Source organism: Pacificispira spongiicola (assembly GCF_012926505.1).
GTDB lineage: Bacteria > Pseudomonadota > Alphaproteobacteria > UBA8366 > Aestuariispiraceae > Pacificispira > Pacificispira spongiicola.
The window spans coordinates 39,582-54,803 of record NZ_JABBNT010000001.1 but is presented as its reverse complement, the minus strand read 5'-3'; the positions used below and the strand labels follow the sequence as shown (position 1 = coordinate 54,803).

Below are 15,222 nucleotides of genomic sequence, written 5' to 3'. Positions count from 1 at the left end.
GCATTTGCGCGAAATACAAACTCAGAGCAACCCGGCGTCCTTTAGAGCGGGAACATAGCTTCGGCTGACCGGAAGGTCGCGCCCGTCGGAAAGCGTTAGGATCGCGCGCGCGCCGTCGCGCTTGATCGCGCGGATTTGACCTGATGCGACCCAATGCGACCGATGAATCCGGTGCCCCGGCCCGGCCTCGTCAATCGCATCGGACAAACGCATCAGGACGAGTTCGCGCCCTGCCGTCGTGGCGATATCGACATAGTGGTCCTGGACCGACAGGGAAATCAGCGTCCCGCGCTTGTCGAAGGGCACTCGACGCAGGATCGCGGGTGGTTCGTCGGCTCGCCTTTCCGCTGCGCCGGCTTTCGGTATCGCGATGGAGTCGTAGGCGGCGGAAACGACCATTGTGATCAGGATAACAGGCAGGGCTTGTTCGTCGATCCAGACCCGATCGAGCAGCGGAAGCCCGGTCCAAAGCGCGGTCAGGGCACTTACGATCGCGAAATTCAGGATGCCCGCGACCGCCGCACCCGTCGCAAGGGCGGGATAATGCCCGATGCCGCCCGACTTCAACAACCGCATGACAAGGGTCGTCGCCGTCGCACCGGTAAAGAAACAGGCGATGACGATGGCGGCCCAATAGAAGAAACGCGGGGCCGGGGGCAGGGTTCCCGACGTTCCGAAGGGACCCGCCACGGTCAGGATCGCTGTCACCGCCGCAAGCGCGATCCACAGGGATCGGTTGCGCAGGAGCGTTTGCATCCTGCGCTTCGTGAACTGCACGGCACTGTCGTTCACGATGCCCATCGTCCTTCCACGTATCCGCGCTGGTCTTCGGTCCCTTTCGATTACAGGACGGGGGCGGACCAATTCAAGACCGGACTAGGGAAGGACGGAAAGCATGACAATTGCGCCGATTGCCGGATCGTCAATCGCGATCCAAATTCACGTTGCCGCCGCGGTGCTGGCGGTTTGCCTGGCCCCGCTGATTATCGCGAGGCGGCGGCGGGACCGGATGCATAAAGCCATGGGGTATGTCTGGGTGTCGGCGATGACGCTGACGGCCTTGTCGTCCTTCTGGGTTAGGGAGATCCGGCTGATCGGCGATTTCAGCCCGATCCACCTGTTATCCATTACGACTCTGGCTGCCTTGATCTGGGCGATCGCCGCGATCCGGGCCGGGAATGTGCGGCGGCATCAGGGCATCATGCGCGGTTTGGCCTTCTGGTCGTTGGGCGTCGCCGGTGCTTTTACGCTATTGCCGGGGCGTCGCATGAATGCCGTCCTCTTCGGCGACTTTCCTGAACTGGGGTATGTCGCGATTGCGATTCTGGTCTGCGGGCTGGCGGTCCTGTCGATCCGTACCCGTCAAAGGTCGTACCAATAGGGGGCGAATAGACTGAAGGTGATCCAGCACAGGATCAGCAAGGGCGTTCCCGCCCGGACGAAATCCTTGAACTTGTATCCCCCCGGCGCCATCACCAGCAGGTTCGTCTGATAGCCGACCGGACTGGCGAAGGAACAGTTGGCGGCGAAGACGACGGCAACGGCGAAGGGTTCGGCGGGAACGCCGATCCCATGCGCGATTGCCACCGCGATGGGGGTAAACAGCACCGCCGTCGCCTTGGTCGACAGGATATTCGCCAAACAGGCCGTCAGCAGGAAGAAACCCGACAGGATGATTGCCGGGCTGGCATCCCCCAGCGCATAGACCATTGTATGCGCCAGGAAGGCCGCCCCGCCTGTCGCCTGCATCGCGGTGCCGAGAGACAGGGCGGCAGCGATCAGCATGATGATCTTGTGGTCCAGCGCCCGGATGGCCTCTTCCGCGGACAGAGCGCCGACAATCACCATCGCCGCGGCGCCGGATAGGGTCGCGACCTCCGTCGGCAGCAGACCGGTGGCCGCGGCGCCGACCGTCGCCAGGAAGATGAGCCCGGCGCGTTTCGCGTGATGCGGCTTCGGCAAGTCTTCCGCCGACCATTCCAGCAGGACGACTTCCTGACTGCCGCGCAGGGCCTCGATATCCGCCCGGCGGCCTTGGATCAGAAGAATATCGCCCGGTTCCAGCGGGATTTCCGTCGGCTTGGTGCGCTGCATGCGGCTCCGCCGTTCGACACCCAGAACCACGCAGTCGTGGCGATAGCGAAAGCCGATCGTATCCAAGGTGCGGCCGACCATGCGCGATCCCGGCGTCACCATGACTTCGGCGACGGACTGCGCGCCCGATTGCCAGGGCGCGCTGCGGTCGATCATGCGGGCCAAGCCGCTGTGGGCCATAATGTCCGGCGTCAGCGCACCGGGATTTTCCTTTTGGAATTGCAGTAGTTTCTCGCGCGTCGCGGCGACAATCAGGGCGTCGTCCGGCTGTAGGGGGACGTCCTCGTAAGGCGGCAATATAACGTCCCCGTCCCGTTCGATGGACAGGACCGTGATACCCGCGAGGCCGGGGAAAAATCCGGCGGTCGGCGTCATGCCGTCCAGCTTGCTGTGGCGCTTCACCGTGATCTGAGCCTTGAACTGCTTGGCTTCGCGCTGAAGGGTGGCGGTTTCGCCCTCACGGTCCGGCATCAGTCGCGGCAGGACGAAGGCGACATAGAGAAAGCCAACGGCGGCCACGACCAAGCCCGGTATGGTGAAGCTGAAGAAATCGAACCCGTCTTCGCCCAGTTCGATCATCGCACTGGACACCAGAAGGTTCGTCGAAGACCCGATCAGTGTCGTCATACCGCCCAGGATCGCCGCGAAGCTGAGCGGCATCATCAACCGCCCGGCGGACCGGTTCGACCGGACGGCCAGTGCCTGCATGATCGGGATGAACAGAACCACCACCGGAATGTTGTTCAGCACCGCCGACACGATACAGACCAGCAGAAGCGCCATACCCGCCGCCGCGACCGGCCGCCCGCGCGATGCCGCATAGACCACGCTTGCCGCCGTATCCAACGCGCCGGTCCGGTTCAGGCCTTCGCCCAGGATCAGCAATGCCAGGACCGTCAGCATGGCCGGATTGGCGAACCCGGCCAGTAATTCATGGGCGGTCAGGATATTCTTGCCGTCCGGTCCCGTGATCGGCAGCAGGTGGAAAACCACCATAAGGGCGCAGATCACCGCTAGAGACGTGACCTCAAGCGGCAGTTTCTCCGTCGCATAAAAATACAGCGACCCGGCGATCAGGATGAAGACCAGGATCATCTCCAGGGCCTTCACATCGGCGAATTCCATTCTTCGATAGTCTCCCTAGACGGCGCGGCGGGGACGGTCTTGCCCATCTTCTCAACCGCCTGTTTATATCCCTAGCATGGTGATTGCCGCCGGGAAAACGTTCCCGCACCGACTTTTCGCGTGGCGAGAGTTCGGCTAGTAGTGTCAGGTCGGCGAAAGCGGGGAACCGGATGAGATTGTTTTTATTGAAACAGCGGGCAGGGATGGTCCTTTCGGTTGTTTTGACCGGGATCGCGCTGACTTGGGTTTGCAACGCTTCCGTTGCCGCCGAACCGCAACCGGAAACGGTGCGGGAGACCCATGGCGACTGGGCGATCCGGTGCAGTGCCGCCAGGCCCGGCGACTGTTACATGGTACAGCTCGGCTATGATGCCGCGGGGAATCCGATGGCGGAATTCAGTCTCGTTCGGTTCGGGGAAGGTCGGCAGGCCGCGGCGGGCGCGACCATCATCGTGCCATTGGGCACTGCCTTGCCGGAAGGATTGGCCCTGTCCGTCGATGGTGGAGAGGTTCGACATTACATATTCGATGTCTGCACCCCGGCCGGGTGCGCGGCGAATATCGCCTTGCCGGACGCGCAGGTCGCGGCCTTGAAGCGCGGTGCGCGCGCGAATATCGCCTTCGTGCCGATCGCGTCGCCGGATCGGACCGTGTCGGTATCGATTTCCTTGAGCGGTTTTACGAAGGCCTATGAGGCGCTTCGCTGATCGGGACCAGATCGAAGGCGACGCTGAGCCGCGATTCTTCAGACGAGAATGGAATGGTGCGGTGGAACAAGGTCGACGGGAACAAGACCAAATCCCCCACCATCGGGTCGTGCCGCGTCGTCGGTGTCGGCGTGTCGCCCAGAACCGGGTAGGTGCTGCCCAACAGATCGAATTCGATGGACCCTTCCGGCGGTCCCTGTTCGGTGGGAAGCTTCAGATAGAATACGCCGCTTAACCAGCCGTAAGGATGGTTGTGCGCCCGCTGATGCCCGCCCTTGCGCAGGTTCACGAACCACGCATCCAGCGCGTAATTTTCCGGCCAATCCCGAATCAACCCGCATTTCGACCCCGCGAATTTTGCGCGATAACGCGCCACGGCGGCCTGTAGGATCGGTTCTATACGCGCCGCGGGCCCTTCCGCTGCGCGCAACAGGTTCACTTGGGTCTGGTAACCCTTCGTCGTGGTGGAGCCGAGCGGCTCCCAAACCGCATCGCGTTGAAGCAACTGGTCCGATAGGGCTTCCAGGAACGGCTCGGCCGGCTCGTCCAACCCCAGATTCTTGAAGATCGCCACATGGGCCATCGGGTCTGGGCAGAAGGGGAAGGGGTCTTCCGTGCCGCGTCGATCCGCGACATAGCAGGATATCGACGCCATGCGCAGGTTGTTCTGTTCCTTGGCAGCACGGTCCGGCGCTTCCCGATCGTAGGTTTCCCAATCCTGCATGTGCACAAGGCATTCCAGGGCCCTAGCACGGCTGATGAGGCTATCGGCCTTCAGGTAGTGGTCGCGCGCGGTTTGGAAATCGCCCGACTTGAAGAACAATTCCGCCAGATTCAGACGTGTCTGCTTCATGTCCGGAACGCGGGCCAGAACCTTTTCGAACAATTGCTGCGCTTCCGTCCTGTCGCCGCGGGCGGCCAGCATATTGCCCAGATTGTTGTTGGCCGGGATATCGTCCGGCGCGAGCGCCAGGGCCTTTCGACAAGACGCGATAGCGTCGTCTTCCTTTTTCGGATGTTCCTTGGCCTGACGTTTCTGCGTGGTCGACAGGCTGATCCAGATCGGAACCTGTTTCGGGTCCAGTTTCAGCGCCTTTTTGAAGCTGACTTCCGCCTCCGCCAAACGGCCCTTCGCGTCCAGCACGGTGCCCCGATGATACAGGGCGGCGACATTCCGGGGCTGTTTCTTCAAAACGCGGTCAAGATCGGCCAATGCGTCATCCAGCGCATTGCGCTTGTAATTCAGGAAGGCGCGTTGTTGCAGCGCCTCCATATTGTCCGGTGACAATGACAGGCAGGTGCTCAGGGCCTCCATCGCCCCGTCGCCGTCGCCCCGTCGCGTCAGAATGCCGGCCAAAAGAAACCAGACACTGCCGTCTTTCGGCAATTGCGTCAGATGGCGGCGGCACAGTGTTTCCGCTTCCGCCATGCGTCCGGCTTGCATCAAGCCGGCCACGGTTCGCGGCACGGACATCGGTCGGTTGGCAGCGGGTAAGGGGGCGAAGGGCGGTTTCATCAGGGGGCTGTCACAGGTGCGATGGGGCTGCATTCTAACAAGCGTGTGCCGCCCGGCCAGTTCTTTCCGACGCCGATCCTGAAAGAACCTCTCAAATCATAGGAACCGTAAAGTTTCTTTTAACGAAGGCGGATTAGAAACACTCGAAATCTCTCAGCTCAAGGCTGGCAAACTCTCGAGTTTAGGTCATATAATTTGAGGCAGATATGAGAGGGTGCGGTCCACAATGTATTTGAGCATGTACTTCGACGGTTTCGTCGAGATTCCGGGTGATCTGATCCCTCTCCTCGGTTTCTACAGTCCCGAACTTGTCGTCCTTTCGGTGATTATCGCGATCGGCGGCGCCTGGGCGGGACTTTCCGGTCTCGTCCGGTCTCAGGCGGTGCGGAAAGGCGATACCGTCAATGAGTTGCTTTGGAAGTTTTCCGGGGCACTGGGGTTCGGCGGGTCCATCTGGGGCATGCATTTCGTGGGCATGCTGGCCTTCACCCTGCCATGCGGCGTTTCCTATGATTTCCTGACCACGTCCATTTCAATCATCCCCGGTATTCTGGCCAGCTTGACGGCGCTGGTCGTGATCGGGCGGTCGGACTTGCGGCGTCAGACGCGGCTTCTCGCCGGGTCGGTTCTGATGGGGGCCGGGATCGGCACGATGCATTACATGGGCATGGCCGCGATGCGGATGCCCGCGATGCTGATCTACGACCCGGTGACGGTGGGGATTTCTGTCGTGGCGGCCGTCGCGCTGTCCTATATCGCGCTGCGCGTCGCATCCATCGAACAGGAAGGCAGCGAACATCAGGCCATTTGGCGCCGGGTGATTGCCTCTGTCTTTCTGGGGGCGGCGGTCGCGACCATGCATTATGTCGCGATGCAGGCCGCCGTCTTCTACCCGGTCCAGGCGACGTCGCAGCCGACGCAGGACCTGCCCGCCGAGGTCCTGGCCTTGTTTGTGGGGCTGGGCACGTTGGCCCTGGCGGTCGGCGTTATCGCCGCGTCCTTCGCCGCCCGGCAGAAGGAAACCGCGCGGTCGCTGGAGGAAGAAGTCGTGCAGCGCAAGGCGGCGGAACACGCCGCCCGTGCCGGTCAGGCCCGGCTGCAGGCGATTTTCGATACTGTCGTGGAAGCGATCGTCGTGATCGACAGCAATGGCTGCATCCAACAATGGAGCCGCAGCGCGGAACGTATGTTCGGTTATTCGGCGGACGAAATGCTGGGCCAGAATGTCGCCATGCTGACCAACGGTATCTCCAACAGCGAACATGACGGTTTCATCAACCGGTACCGTAAAACGCGGGAGGCCCATATCATTGGTATCGGGCGAGAGGTCACAGGTCGGCATCGTGACGGCACGCTGATTCCCCTGGACCTGTCCGTGTCGGAAACACCGATCGACGGCACGGTCCTTTTCACCGGGGTGCTGCGCGATATCACAGCGCGCAAGAAGATCGAGGAAGCCCTGATCGACGCGCGTCATATGGCGGATGCGGCGAATGAGGCGAAATCCGCCTTCCTGGCGAATATGAGCCATGAAATCCGCACACCGCTGAATGCCATTGTCGGCATGACGCATTTATTGCGGACGACCAGTCTGAACGGACGGCAGGCGGGTTTTGTCGATAAGATCAGCCGCGCGAGCAAAAGCCTTTTGGCCATCGTCAACGACATCCTGGACTATTCCAAGATCGAAGCCGGGAAGCTGGAAATCGAACACACGCCTTTCGATCTGGAAAAGGTCCTGCGCGATGTTGCCGATATCGTGATGCAGAAGGCAGCGGCGAAGAATCTGGAATTCCTCTTGGACATCGCGCCGGATGTGCGGTTGTCGCTGGTCGGCGATCCGTTGCGGTTGGGTCAGATCCTGACCAACTACGCCAACAATGCCGTGAAGTTCACCGAAAAAGGGGAGGTCGCGCTTACCGTACGGGTCGTGACCGACGATGAAACGACAGTACGGCTGCGTTTCGCGGTGCGCGATACCGGAATCGGCCTGACCCAGGAACAGCAGCAGAAACTGTTCCAGTCGTTCCATCAGGCGGATGTCACGACGACGCGGGAATACGGCGGTACCGGTCTGGGGCTGGCGATCACCAAGAACCTGGCGAGCCTGATGGGCGGCGAGGTCGGCCTGGAAAGCGCTTATGGCGAAGGCAGCGTCTTCTGGTTCGAGGCTCCGTTCGCGAAGGACGAAAAGCAGCGCTCGATTTGGGATAACCGTGCCCGGGCGATCGGCGACCGGGTGCTTGTGGTCGACAATAACGAAAGTGCGCGCACGATCCTGGCGAATATGCTCCAAGACATGGGACTGACGGTCGATATGGCCGAGTCCGGTCCTCAGGCGCTGGAATTGTTCCGCTCGGCCTCCGATTCCGGATCTCCGCATGCCTTGGTTTTTCTCGACTGGCGCATGCCGGAAATGGACGGTTGCGAGGTCGCACGCCGAATCCGGTCGCTTTCCCCGCGCGCCGTGCCGGGCTTGGTGATGGTCACGGCTTACGGTCAGGAAGAACTGTTGCACAATGCGAAGGACTGCGAAATCGATACGGTCCTTGTGAAGCCGGTCAGCCCGTCGGTTCTCTATGATGTCGTTGTGCGGCTGCTGAACGGCGAACGCGTGGGACACCCCCGGACGCTGTCCGATGCCGCCCCCTCGGCGATTCCGCAGGCACCGGACTTGAGCGGCAAGCGTATCCTGCTGGCCGAAGACAATGAAACGAATCAGGAAATCATCGCGGAGCTGTTGCAAGACACAGGTGCGATGGTCACGATCGTTTCGGATGGACGTCAGGCCGTGGACCGTATTCAGGAAGAACCCTTCGATGTTGTGCTGATGGATGGGCAGATGCCGGTTCTGGACGGCGTCGCCGCGACCAAGATCCTACGCAAGGACGAACGGTTCGACAGCCTGCCGATCATCGCCATGACCGCCAATGTGATGGCGGGTGACCGTCAGCGCTTCCTAGACGCGGGGATGAACGAACATCTGGGCAAGCCCATCGATGTCGACGTCTTTTTCAGAACACTTGCGTTTTTCTGCCACCGACAGGCGGGGGACGCTCGGCCTGTTCATATCCGGGCGGACACCACAGACCACCCCGTGGACGAATCCGGTGTCGGCGTAACCGTGCCGGGCTTGAACACGGGGCGTGGTTTGGCCTGTCTTGGCGGTCGGGTCGATCGTTATCGGGCGGCGTTGAAGCGGTTCTGTGAAGGCTGGCCGCGCATGGAAGCATCCTTCCGCGCGGGTCTGGGGGATCCGGATTCGACAACGCTGGAACGGGAAGCCCACACGTTGAAGGGGCTGGCCGCGACTCTGGGGGCAATCGAACTCGCCGAATTGGCCGGGATGCTGGAGGCGCGTGCCGGTTCCAGCCTATCGGTCGAGGCACTGGAAGATGACGTGGTCGCCGTGCTGGGGGCGGCGGAACAGTTGACAGCCGCGATTACGATTGAACTTGCGGAATCCGAACCCGAACCGGATGCCGCGGCGGCAACCGACACGGATGGCGACAGCAATCATGCGCCCAATGCCGATATCGCCGAAGTTATGGCGCGGTTTATCGCGCTGTTGGAGGACGACGACGCGGAAGCGGCGGAATGGGCACGGTCGAACCGGTCCGCGCTGCGCGGTGTCATGGGCGATACGGACGCGAAGGCGGCCATTGCCCTGACGGAAAAATTCGAGTTCGAGGAAGCACTCAGTCTCGTTCAAAAATATGCCTAAGGCGTCGGTTTATGGAAGCCGGACGCTTGGAGCTTAGGAGTGGTGTGGGATGGTAAATGCGAATGGTCGAACGGCCACTATTCTGGTCGTGGACGATACGCCGGAAAATTTATCGTTGATGAGCGATCTACTGCGCGACGACTACCGTGTGAAGGTTGCGACGAACGGCGAGAAGGCCCTGCGCATCGCGGCGGGCGATTCCGGGCCCGATATGATCCTTCTCGACGTCATGATGCCGGGTATGGACGGGTATGAGGTCTGTCGACGGTTGAAGGCCGATCCGGCGACCAAGGACATCCCCATTATCTTCCTGACCGCCCGGACCGATCCGGAAGACGAACGGGTCGGTTTGGAACTGGGGGCGGTCGATTTCATCACAAAGCCGGTGAACCCGCCCCTGGTTCAGGCGCGCGTGCGCAATCACCTGATCGTCAAAACGCATGCCGACCTATTGCGCGACAAGGCGGATTGGCTGGAAAGCGAGGTTCAGGCCCGGACACGCGATATCGAACGCATCAAGGAAGTGACCATTGTCGCCATGGCGTCGCTCGCGGAAACCCGCGACAACGAAACGGGCAACCATATCCGCCGTACACAGAACTACGTGCGCGCTTTGGCGGAGCATTTGAGCACCCATCCCGATTTCGCATCGGAACTGACGCCCGAAGCGGTAGAACTCCTCTATAAATCCGCGCCCCTGCACGATATCGGCAAGGTCGGCATTCCGGACAGCATCCTGCTGAAACCCGGTAAGCTGACGCCGGATGAGTTCGAGATCATGAAAACCCATCCGACCCTGGGCGCGGAAGCGATCAGCGCGGCGGAAGAGGGGTTGGATGAGAAGGACAGTTCCTTCCTGCGCTATGCGCGGGAAATTTCGCAATACCACCATGAAAAATGGGACGGGTCTGGCTATCCATTCGGGTTGAAGGGGGACGACATTCCAGTGTCCGGCCGCTTGATGGCCGTGGCGGATGTCTATGACGCATTGATCTCCAAACGGGTTTACAAGCCCGCTTTCCCGCATGAAAAGGCTGTTTCCCTGATTCTGGAAGGACGCGGCGGGCATTTCGACCCGCGGATTGTCGACGCATTCGCGGAAATTGCAGACCGTTTCGATGAAATCGCCGCCGCCTTCGCCGATACGGATGAGGAACTGGCGGAACTGGTCTGATCCGCCACTCGGCTCTGCCTTATGGTTCCCCTCGCGATAAAGGTCGGCGGGCCGGGGTGAACTGCGATACGATCAGGTGACCCCGCATCGCCGTCCGGCGCAGCGGACTTTACCGGACCGTAGGATGTCGCGAACCCTTGACCTGATAGCCGCCGTCGAAAAGGCCCGGACCGCGATTGAGGTCGGGGAACGTCACTACTCGTATGGGCAATTGCAGGTGGATGTCCTGCGGGCGATGTCGGCGTTACAGGGGCCGCTCACCGACCATCAGCGCGTTGTCGTGGAATGGGGGGACGTTTACCGGCACGTCGTCCTGACATTGGCGCTGGAAGGGCTGGGCCTGTGCAGCGGCAGTATCCTCGGCATCGGCGATTCCGCATCCGCCGGATTGATAATGCAAAGCGATGCGGTGATTGCGATGAGGCCGCCTGATACTCCCGTCAACCGTCCGATAGTGATCGCGGATGAGGCATGGTGGCGGGGGCTCGGCGCTTTCGACCGCGGCGTGCCCGTCCCCTGGCGGCCAGAGATGCCCCATCGCCTCGCCAGCAGTTCGGGGACGACCGGAACTCCGCGCGCGACACTTCGAACCTACGGACAAAGCGAGCATAAGACCCATCGCAACGGCAGCCGGAACACCATCGATGCCGCAACGCGGATGCTGCTGCGCGGGACGTTCACCTTTCAGGCGACCCACCTGACCACAATGTCGTGCCTGCGTGCCGGGGCGACAGTGGTCTTCGACAGGGACAGACCGTTTTCGACCGTCATTCGGGAGCGCGCGATTACCCATGCGGTCTGTGTGCCTCTGGATTTGATGTCGATATCCGGAAAGGACATGACCGGTTCCGCCGTACCGCATCTGACGATTATGGCTGTCGGTGGACGCGTCCCGGCCGCGCAGCGCCGTGCCGTCGCCGGTCTCGCGAACAAGATCGACTTGATGGAGCTGTACGGAACCAATGAGACCGGGACCATCGCGGTCATGGATGAGAATGGCGACGGTGTTATCGACGCGGATGTCCGGGTCGAAATCGTCGACGACGACAACCGGGTTCTGCCGATGGGGGTGGTGGGCCGTATCCGATCCGCAGGTCCGGGTAATCTGACCGGCTATCTTGATCCATACCCGGAAGACGCGCGTCGATTCGATGGGGAATGGTTCTTGACCGGCGATATCGGACGCCTCACCGCGCCGGGTCGTCTGCAGGTCATGGGGCGGGCCGACGACGTTTTGAACCTATCCGGCATCAAGATGGCGCCGGAGGTATTGGAGGCGCGCGTGATCGCGCTACCCGGAATTCGCGATGCGTGTATCGTGTCCCTCTTCGGTAAGGAGGCGACGATCGGCACGATCTTTGTTCTTGTTCTCGATCCCGGTATGACGATGGAAGTGGCGGTCCGATCCATCCTGACCGAAATCCCCCAGGTGACGACCGCCAAGTTCTTCCAACGGGAGGACCTGCCGCGCACGCAAAGCGGAAAGCTCCGCCGGGAGGAAATCCGACAGTTCGTCTCCGCCGCCCTGGCGCGTCCAACGAAATCCAAGTGACGATGCGAAAATGCGAAAACCCTCGGTCTCCCGAGGGTTTTCGATGGTGCTGCCGCGGGGAATTGAACCCCGGGCCTCTCCCTTACCAAGGGAGTGCTCTACCCCTGAGCTACGGCAGCGTCGCGTCGTTGCGAGCGGCGCGCTTATGGCATAGGGGCGGGGGATGTGCAAGCGCCTCTGTCCGCTCTTTTTCACGGCCTTGACTCCGCGCCGGACGGACGGCATTTCCGGGGCATGACGAAAGACCGGAACCTCAGCGACAGCGAGCGGGCGCGGGCCGAACGGCAGGCCGAACGCCTGCGTGCGAATCTGCAGCGGCGCAAGGCGCAGCAGCGCGCGCGCAAGCAGGCGACTCCCGAGGAAGAACCTGACGCGACAGCAGAGATGACCGGAGACGAATCGTCTATTCTTCCCGAAGGTGAAACGCCGTCCGATTCCGGACCCGAAAAAGCCTAGACAGCGTCGTACCAACGCCCCAGTCCACCGCCATCGTCCGCGCCTGAGGGGCCGACGGCGCGGGGCCGGGCCGATACCATGGTTTTTGTGAGGATTTATGTCGCCGCACGATCTCGATAATGCTTATCTCGACACAGTTGGTACGAACCCGGTAGGGCTCTCTGCGGAGGGTGCCGGAAAGACGAGCGGTATGGACAAGATACGAATTGTGGGCGGCACGCCCCTGAAGGGCGAAATCAGAATCGGCGGCGCTAAAAACTCCGCCCTGAAGCTGATGTGCACGTCGATCCTGACCGACGGCGATCTGGTCCTGGAAAACGTCCCGCGCCTGGCGGACATTCGCACGACGGCGCAATTGCTGGAAAGCATGGGCGTGGGCGTGACCTTCGCGGAGCCGGAGGGCGAAGACGCGCCACAGCGTCTGACTCTCGGCGGCGGCAGCCTGAACAGCACCCTGGCGGATTACGACATCGTGCGGAAGATGCGCGCGGGTGTGCTGGTCCTGGGCCCGTTGCTGGCGAAGCATGGGAAGGCGCGGGTCTCACTGCCCGGCGGCTGCGCCATTGGCACGCGGCCGGTCGATCTGCACCTCAAGGGATTGCAGCAGTTGGGCGCGGAAATCGACCTGGATGGCGGTTATATCGTGGCGGCCGCGCCGAACGGACTGATCGGGGCGGAGGTGACGTTCCCCTTCGTTTCAGTCGGTGCGACGGAAAACCTGATCATGGCGGCGACGCTGGCCAAGGGCACGACCCGTCTGGTCAATGCGGCGCGGGAACCGGAAATCGTCGATCTTGCCAATTGCCTGATCGCGATGGGCGCGCGAATTAGCGGCGCGGGCAGCGATACGATCGAAATCGAAGGCGTGGACAGTCTGTCGGGCGCCACCCACACCGTCATGCCGGACCGGATCGAAACCGGTACCTATGCCATGGCCGTCGCGGCGACGCGCGGGGATGCGGTGCTCGTCGGAGCATTGCCGGAAACACTGGGCGCGGCCATCGCCTCCATGGCGGCGGCGGGCGTGATCGTCGATCATGTGCCGAACGGCATGCGGATTCGCTGCGGCGCGTTGGTCGGCACCGACGTCATGACGGAACCCTATCCGGGCTTCCCGACCGATCTGCAGGCCCAGATGATGGCCCTGATGGTGACGGCGCAGGGCGCGTCCATGTTGACCGAAACGATTTTCGAGAACCGTTTCATGCATGTGCCGGAACTGATGCGCATGGGGGCGAATATCAATTTGCATGGTCGGTCCGCGATGGTGCGGGGCGTGCCGCGCCTGACCGGGGCACCGGTCATGGCGACGGACCTTCGCGCCTCCGTCGCGCTGGTCATTGCCGGGCTGGCGGCCCAGGGCGAAACCATGGTGAACCGTATCTATCACCTGGATCGCGGCTATGAGCGATTGGACCGCAAGCTTGCCGCCTGTGGCGCTCAGATCGAACGGGTTGCCGGGTAATCGCCACATGCCGGACCGGATCGCGTCCCTGCCGCAATACGATCTTCCGGAACTGCGGCAGGCGACGGATGCGTGGTGGACCGGGATCGCGCGCCATATGCGGGTCGTGGGCCTGGATGACGTGCCCCAAGTCCTGACGCGGGCGGAGGATGCGGAGGCGCTGTGGCGCGATCCGCATATCCTATTGACGCAGACCTGCGGTTATCCGCTGATGACGGAACTGTCGGATTGCTTGCGGCCCGTGGCGACTCCAATCTATCGGTGCGACGGTTGCCGGGGTGCGACCTATTCCAGCGTTCTGATCGTCCGAACCGACGGTCCGTTGCATCGCTTGGAGGATGCGCGGGGAAAGGTTGCGGCGGCGAATAATCGGAATTCCCATTCCGGCATGAACGCCTTGCGCCATTGCGTGGCTCCTCTTGCAACGGATGGTCGATTCTTCGGTCGGGTTTTGTGGACGGGCGGGCATGCCGCATCGGCGCAAGCGGTGGCGGAAGGCAAGGCCGATATCGCGGCCGTCGACGCAGTGACCTGGGCTTTGTTGTCGCGGGAACGGTCTGCCCTGACCCAGCGCCTTCGCGTTATCGGCAATACGGATTACGCGCCGTCGCTGCCCTATGCGACGCGGATCGATGCGCCGGAGGCGGTGCGGGCACTGCTGTTTCAAGCCCTTGCGGCCGCGGCAGCCGATCCGTCGCTGGCATCCGTTCGGCACGCCTTGCTGATTGGCGGATTCACGCCGGCGGATTTTTCCACCTATCAAACCGTGCTGGATTGGAAGGCGGATGCGGCGGCGGCAGGTTATCCGGACCTGCGCTGATCCTTACGGCTTTTTGTATTCCATTGCGAAGGTGTAGGCGTCGTTGATGAAATCGGCGAGCGCGGCCTTCATCATGTCTTCCGACAGGGTCTTCATCTTCTCGTCGATCTTGCCCATCGCGGCGGTCATCTTTTCAAATTCGGGAGAACTGTCCCCGCTTTCCATAATCGATGCCAATTGGGCGTCCGTCAGGAAGGTCGCATAGGTTTCCGACAGGTTACATTCCCAAATCGGCAGGTGCCGCTGAACGCTTTCTCGCAATGCACCGATAAAATGTTTGGAGGCTTCTTCCTCAAACCCCTCCTCTTTGGCTTTTGCCAGCGCTTCCTTATAGTTCGGCGTCAGGGAGGCGATGCGGATCATCATGGACCCCATATGGCTAGCTGGGTGCAGATGCTTGCGCACGAAGGTCAGGGCCGTATCGGTCCCACAATCCGCCGGTGCGGGTAGGGGGACTGACACGGTGCCGGATTCCGCGGACGCGGGACCGGCGAAAACCGTTAGGGCGACGAGGGACAGACCGGCAAGGGATAGGCGACGCCGCATCGGGGCCTCCTTCTGAACTGAATGGATGTGCGATGCCACAGGC

The 15,222-nt window shown here is 61.8% G+C and carries 12 protein-coding genes and 1 tRNA gene; 8 read left to right on the top strand and 5 right to left on the bottom strand.

The window, feature by feature from the left end:
- Positions 1-21 precede the first annotated feature (21 nt).
- Positions 22-801: a LytTR family DNA-binding domain-containing protein gene (locus HH303_RS00270; protein WP_169623211.1), complete on the bottom strand. Its 780-nt coding sequence runs from the start codon at positions 799-801 to the stop codon at positions 22-24.
- A gap of 94 nt (positions 802-895) precedes the next feature.
- On the opposite strand from HH303_RS00270, the gene HH303_RS00265 reads away from it, so the two are divergent.
- The gene (locus tag HH303_RS00265) at positions 896-1,381 is read left to right on the top strand and encodes a DUF2306 domain-containing protein (RefSeq protein WP_169623210.1); all 486 of its coding nucleotides are present in this window, start codon (positions 896-898) and stop codon (positions 1,379-1,381) included.
- Here the strand turns inward: HH303_RS00265 and HH303_RS00260 are convergent.
- Complete coding sequence (locus HH303_RS00260; RefSeq protein WP_169623209.1) at positions 1,363-3,219, bottom strand: SLC13 family permease; 1,857 nt, start codon at positions 3,217-3,219, stop codon at positions 1,363-1,365. The two genes, HH303_RS00265 and HH303_RS00260, sit on opposite strands and share 19 nt — an antisense overlap.
- 170 nt (positions 3,220-3,389) lie before the next feature.
- Between HH303_RS00260 and HH303_RS00255 the strand changes: the two genes are divergently transcribed.
- Positions 3,390-3,926: an invasion associated locus B family protein gene (locus tag HH303_RS00255; RefSeq protein ID WP_169623208.1), complete on the top strand. Its 537-nt coding sequence runs from the start codon at positions 3,390-3,392 to the stop codon at positions 3,924-3,926.
- Here HH303_RS00255 and HH303_RS00250 read toward each other — a convergent pair.
- On the bottom strand, positions 3,898-5,442 hold the full coding sequence (locus HH303_RS00250; protein WP_169623207.1) for a tetratricopeptide repeat protein: 1,545 nt from the start codon (positions 5,440-5,442) through the stop codon (positions 3,898-3,900). The genes HH303_RS00255 and HH303_RS00250 overlap by 29 nt on opposite strands.
- A 226-nt stretch (positions 5,443-5,668) precedes the next feature.
- On the opposite strand from HH303_RS00250, the gene HH303_RS00245 reads away from it, so the two are divergent.
- The 3 genes from HH303_RS00245 to HH303_RS00235 all read left to right on the top strand — a co-directional run bounded on the left by HH303_RS00245 (position 5,669) and on the right by HH303_RS00235 (position 11,892).
- Positions 5,669-9,166, top strand: coding sequence for a response regulator (locus tag HH303_RS00245; protein WP_169623206.1), 3,498 nt, complete (start codon positions 5,669-5,671; stop codon positions 9,164-9,166).
- Positions 9,167-9,215: 49 nt separating this feature from the next.
- Entirely contained in the window at positions 9,216-10,340 is a 1,125-nt protein-coding gene (locus tag HH303_RS00240; protein WP_169623205.1) for a response regulator, read from the top strand.
- Positions 10,341-10,464: 124 nt separating this feature from the next.
- A complete protein-coding gene (locus HH303_RS00235) occupies positions 10,465-11,892 on the top strand; it encodes an AMP-binding protein (RefSeq protein WP_169623204.1) in 1,428 nt (475 codons plus the stop codon).
- Positions 11,893-11,936: 44 nt separating this feature from the next.
- Here the strand turns inward: HH303_RS00235 and HH303_RS00230 are convergent.
- Positions 11,937-12,011 (bottom strand) — tRNA-Thr (locus HH303_RS00230).
- Positions 12,012-12,126: 115 nt separating this feature from the next.
- Between HH303_RS00230 and HH303_RS00225 the strand changes: the two genes are divergently transcribed.
- From HH303_RS00225 to HH303_RS00215, 3 genes are all read left to right on the top strand, one after another.
- Positions 12,127-12,348 carry a hypothetical protein gene (locus HH303_RS00225; RefSeq protein ID WP_169623162.1) on the top strand — a complete coding sequence of 74 codons (222 nt, stop codon included), beginning with the start codon at positions 12,127-12,129 and terminating at the stop codon, positions 12,346-12,348.
- A 190-nt stretch (positions 12,349-12,538) separates the two neighbouring features.
- Complete coding sequence (murA, locus tag HH303_RS00220) at positions 12,539-13,813, top strand: UDP-N-acetylglucosamine 1-carboxyvinyltransferase (protein ID WP_169623203.1); 1,275 nt, start codon at positions 12,539-12,541, stop codon at positions 13,811-13,813.
- Positions 13,752-14,633 carry a phosphate/phosphite/phosphonate ABC transporter substrate-binding protein gene (locus HH303_RS00215; protein WP_169623202.1) on the top strand — a complete coding sequence of 294 codons (882 nt, stop codon included), beginning with the start codon at positions 13,752-13,754 and terminating at the stop codon, positions 14,631-14,633. The genes murA and HH303_RS00215 overlap by 62 nt, the downstream gene beginning before the upstream one ends.
- 3 nt (positions 14,634-14,636) lie before the next feature.
- On the opposite strand, the gene HH303_RS00210 is transcribed toward HH303_RS00215, so the two are convergent.
- Positions 14,637-15,179, bottom strand: a complete 543-nt coding sequence (locus HH303_RS00210) for a hypothetical protein (RefSeq protein WP_169623201.1) — start codon at positions 15,177-15,179, stop codon at positions 14,637-14,639.
- Positions 15,180-15,222: the final 43 nt, after the last annotated feature.

Bases quoted from the DNA above. Each gene is read 5' to 3' on its own strand.
- HH303_RS00265 (WP_169623210.1), top strand. From the start codon at position 896: ATGACAATTGCGCCGATTGCCGGATCGTCAATCGCGATCCAAATTCAC.
- murA (WP_169623203.1), top strand. From the start codon at position 12,539: ATGGACAAGATACGAATTGTGGGCGGCACGCCCCTGAAGGGCGAAATC.
- HH303_RS00245 (WP_169623206.1), top strand. From the start codon at position 5,669: ATGTATTTGAGCATGTACTTCGACGGTTTCGTCGAGATTCCGGGTGAT.
- HH303_RS00215 (WP_169623202.1), top strand. From the start codon at position 13,752: ATGAGCGATTGGACCGCAAGCTTGCCGCCTGTGGCGCTCAGATCGAAC.
- HH303_RS00255 (WP_169623208.1), top strand. From the start codon at position 3,390: ATGAGATTGTTTTTATTGAAACAGCGGGCAGGGATGGTCCTTTCGGTT.
- HH303_RS00225 (WP_169623162.1), top strand. From the start codon at position 12,127: ATGACGAAAGACCGGAACCTCAGCGACAGCGAGCGGGCGCGGGCCGAA.
- HH303_RS00270 (WP_169623211.1), bottom strand. From the start codon at position 801: ATGGGCATCGTGAACGACAGTGCCGTGCAGTTCACGAAGCGCAGGATG.
- HH303_RS00250 (WP_169623207.1), bottom strand. From the start codon at position 5,442: ATGAAACCGCCCTTCGCCCCCTTACCCGCTGCCAACCGACCGATGTCC.
- HH303_RS00235 (WP_169623204.1), top strand. From the start codon at position 10,465: ATGTCGCGAACCCTTGACCTGATAGCCGCCGTCGAAAAGGCCCGGACC.
- HH303_RS00240 (WP_169623205.1), top strand. From the start codon at position 9,216: ATGGTAAATGCGAATGGTCGAACGGCCACTATTCTGGTCGTGGACGAT.
- HH303_RS00210 (WP_169623201.1), bottom strand. From the start codon at position 15,179: ATGCGGCGTCGCCTATCCCTTGCCGGTCTGTCCCTCGTCGCCCTAACG.
- HH303_RS00260 (WP_169623209.1), bottom strand. From the start codon at position 3,219: ATGGAATTCGCCGATGTGAAGGCCCTGGAGATGATCCTGGTCTTCATC.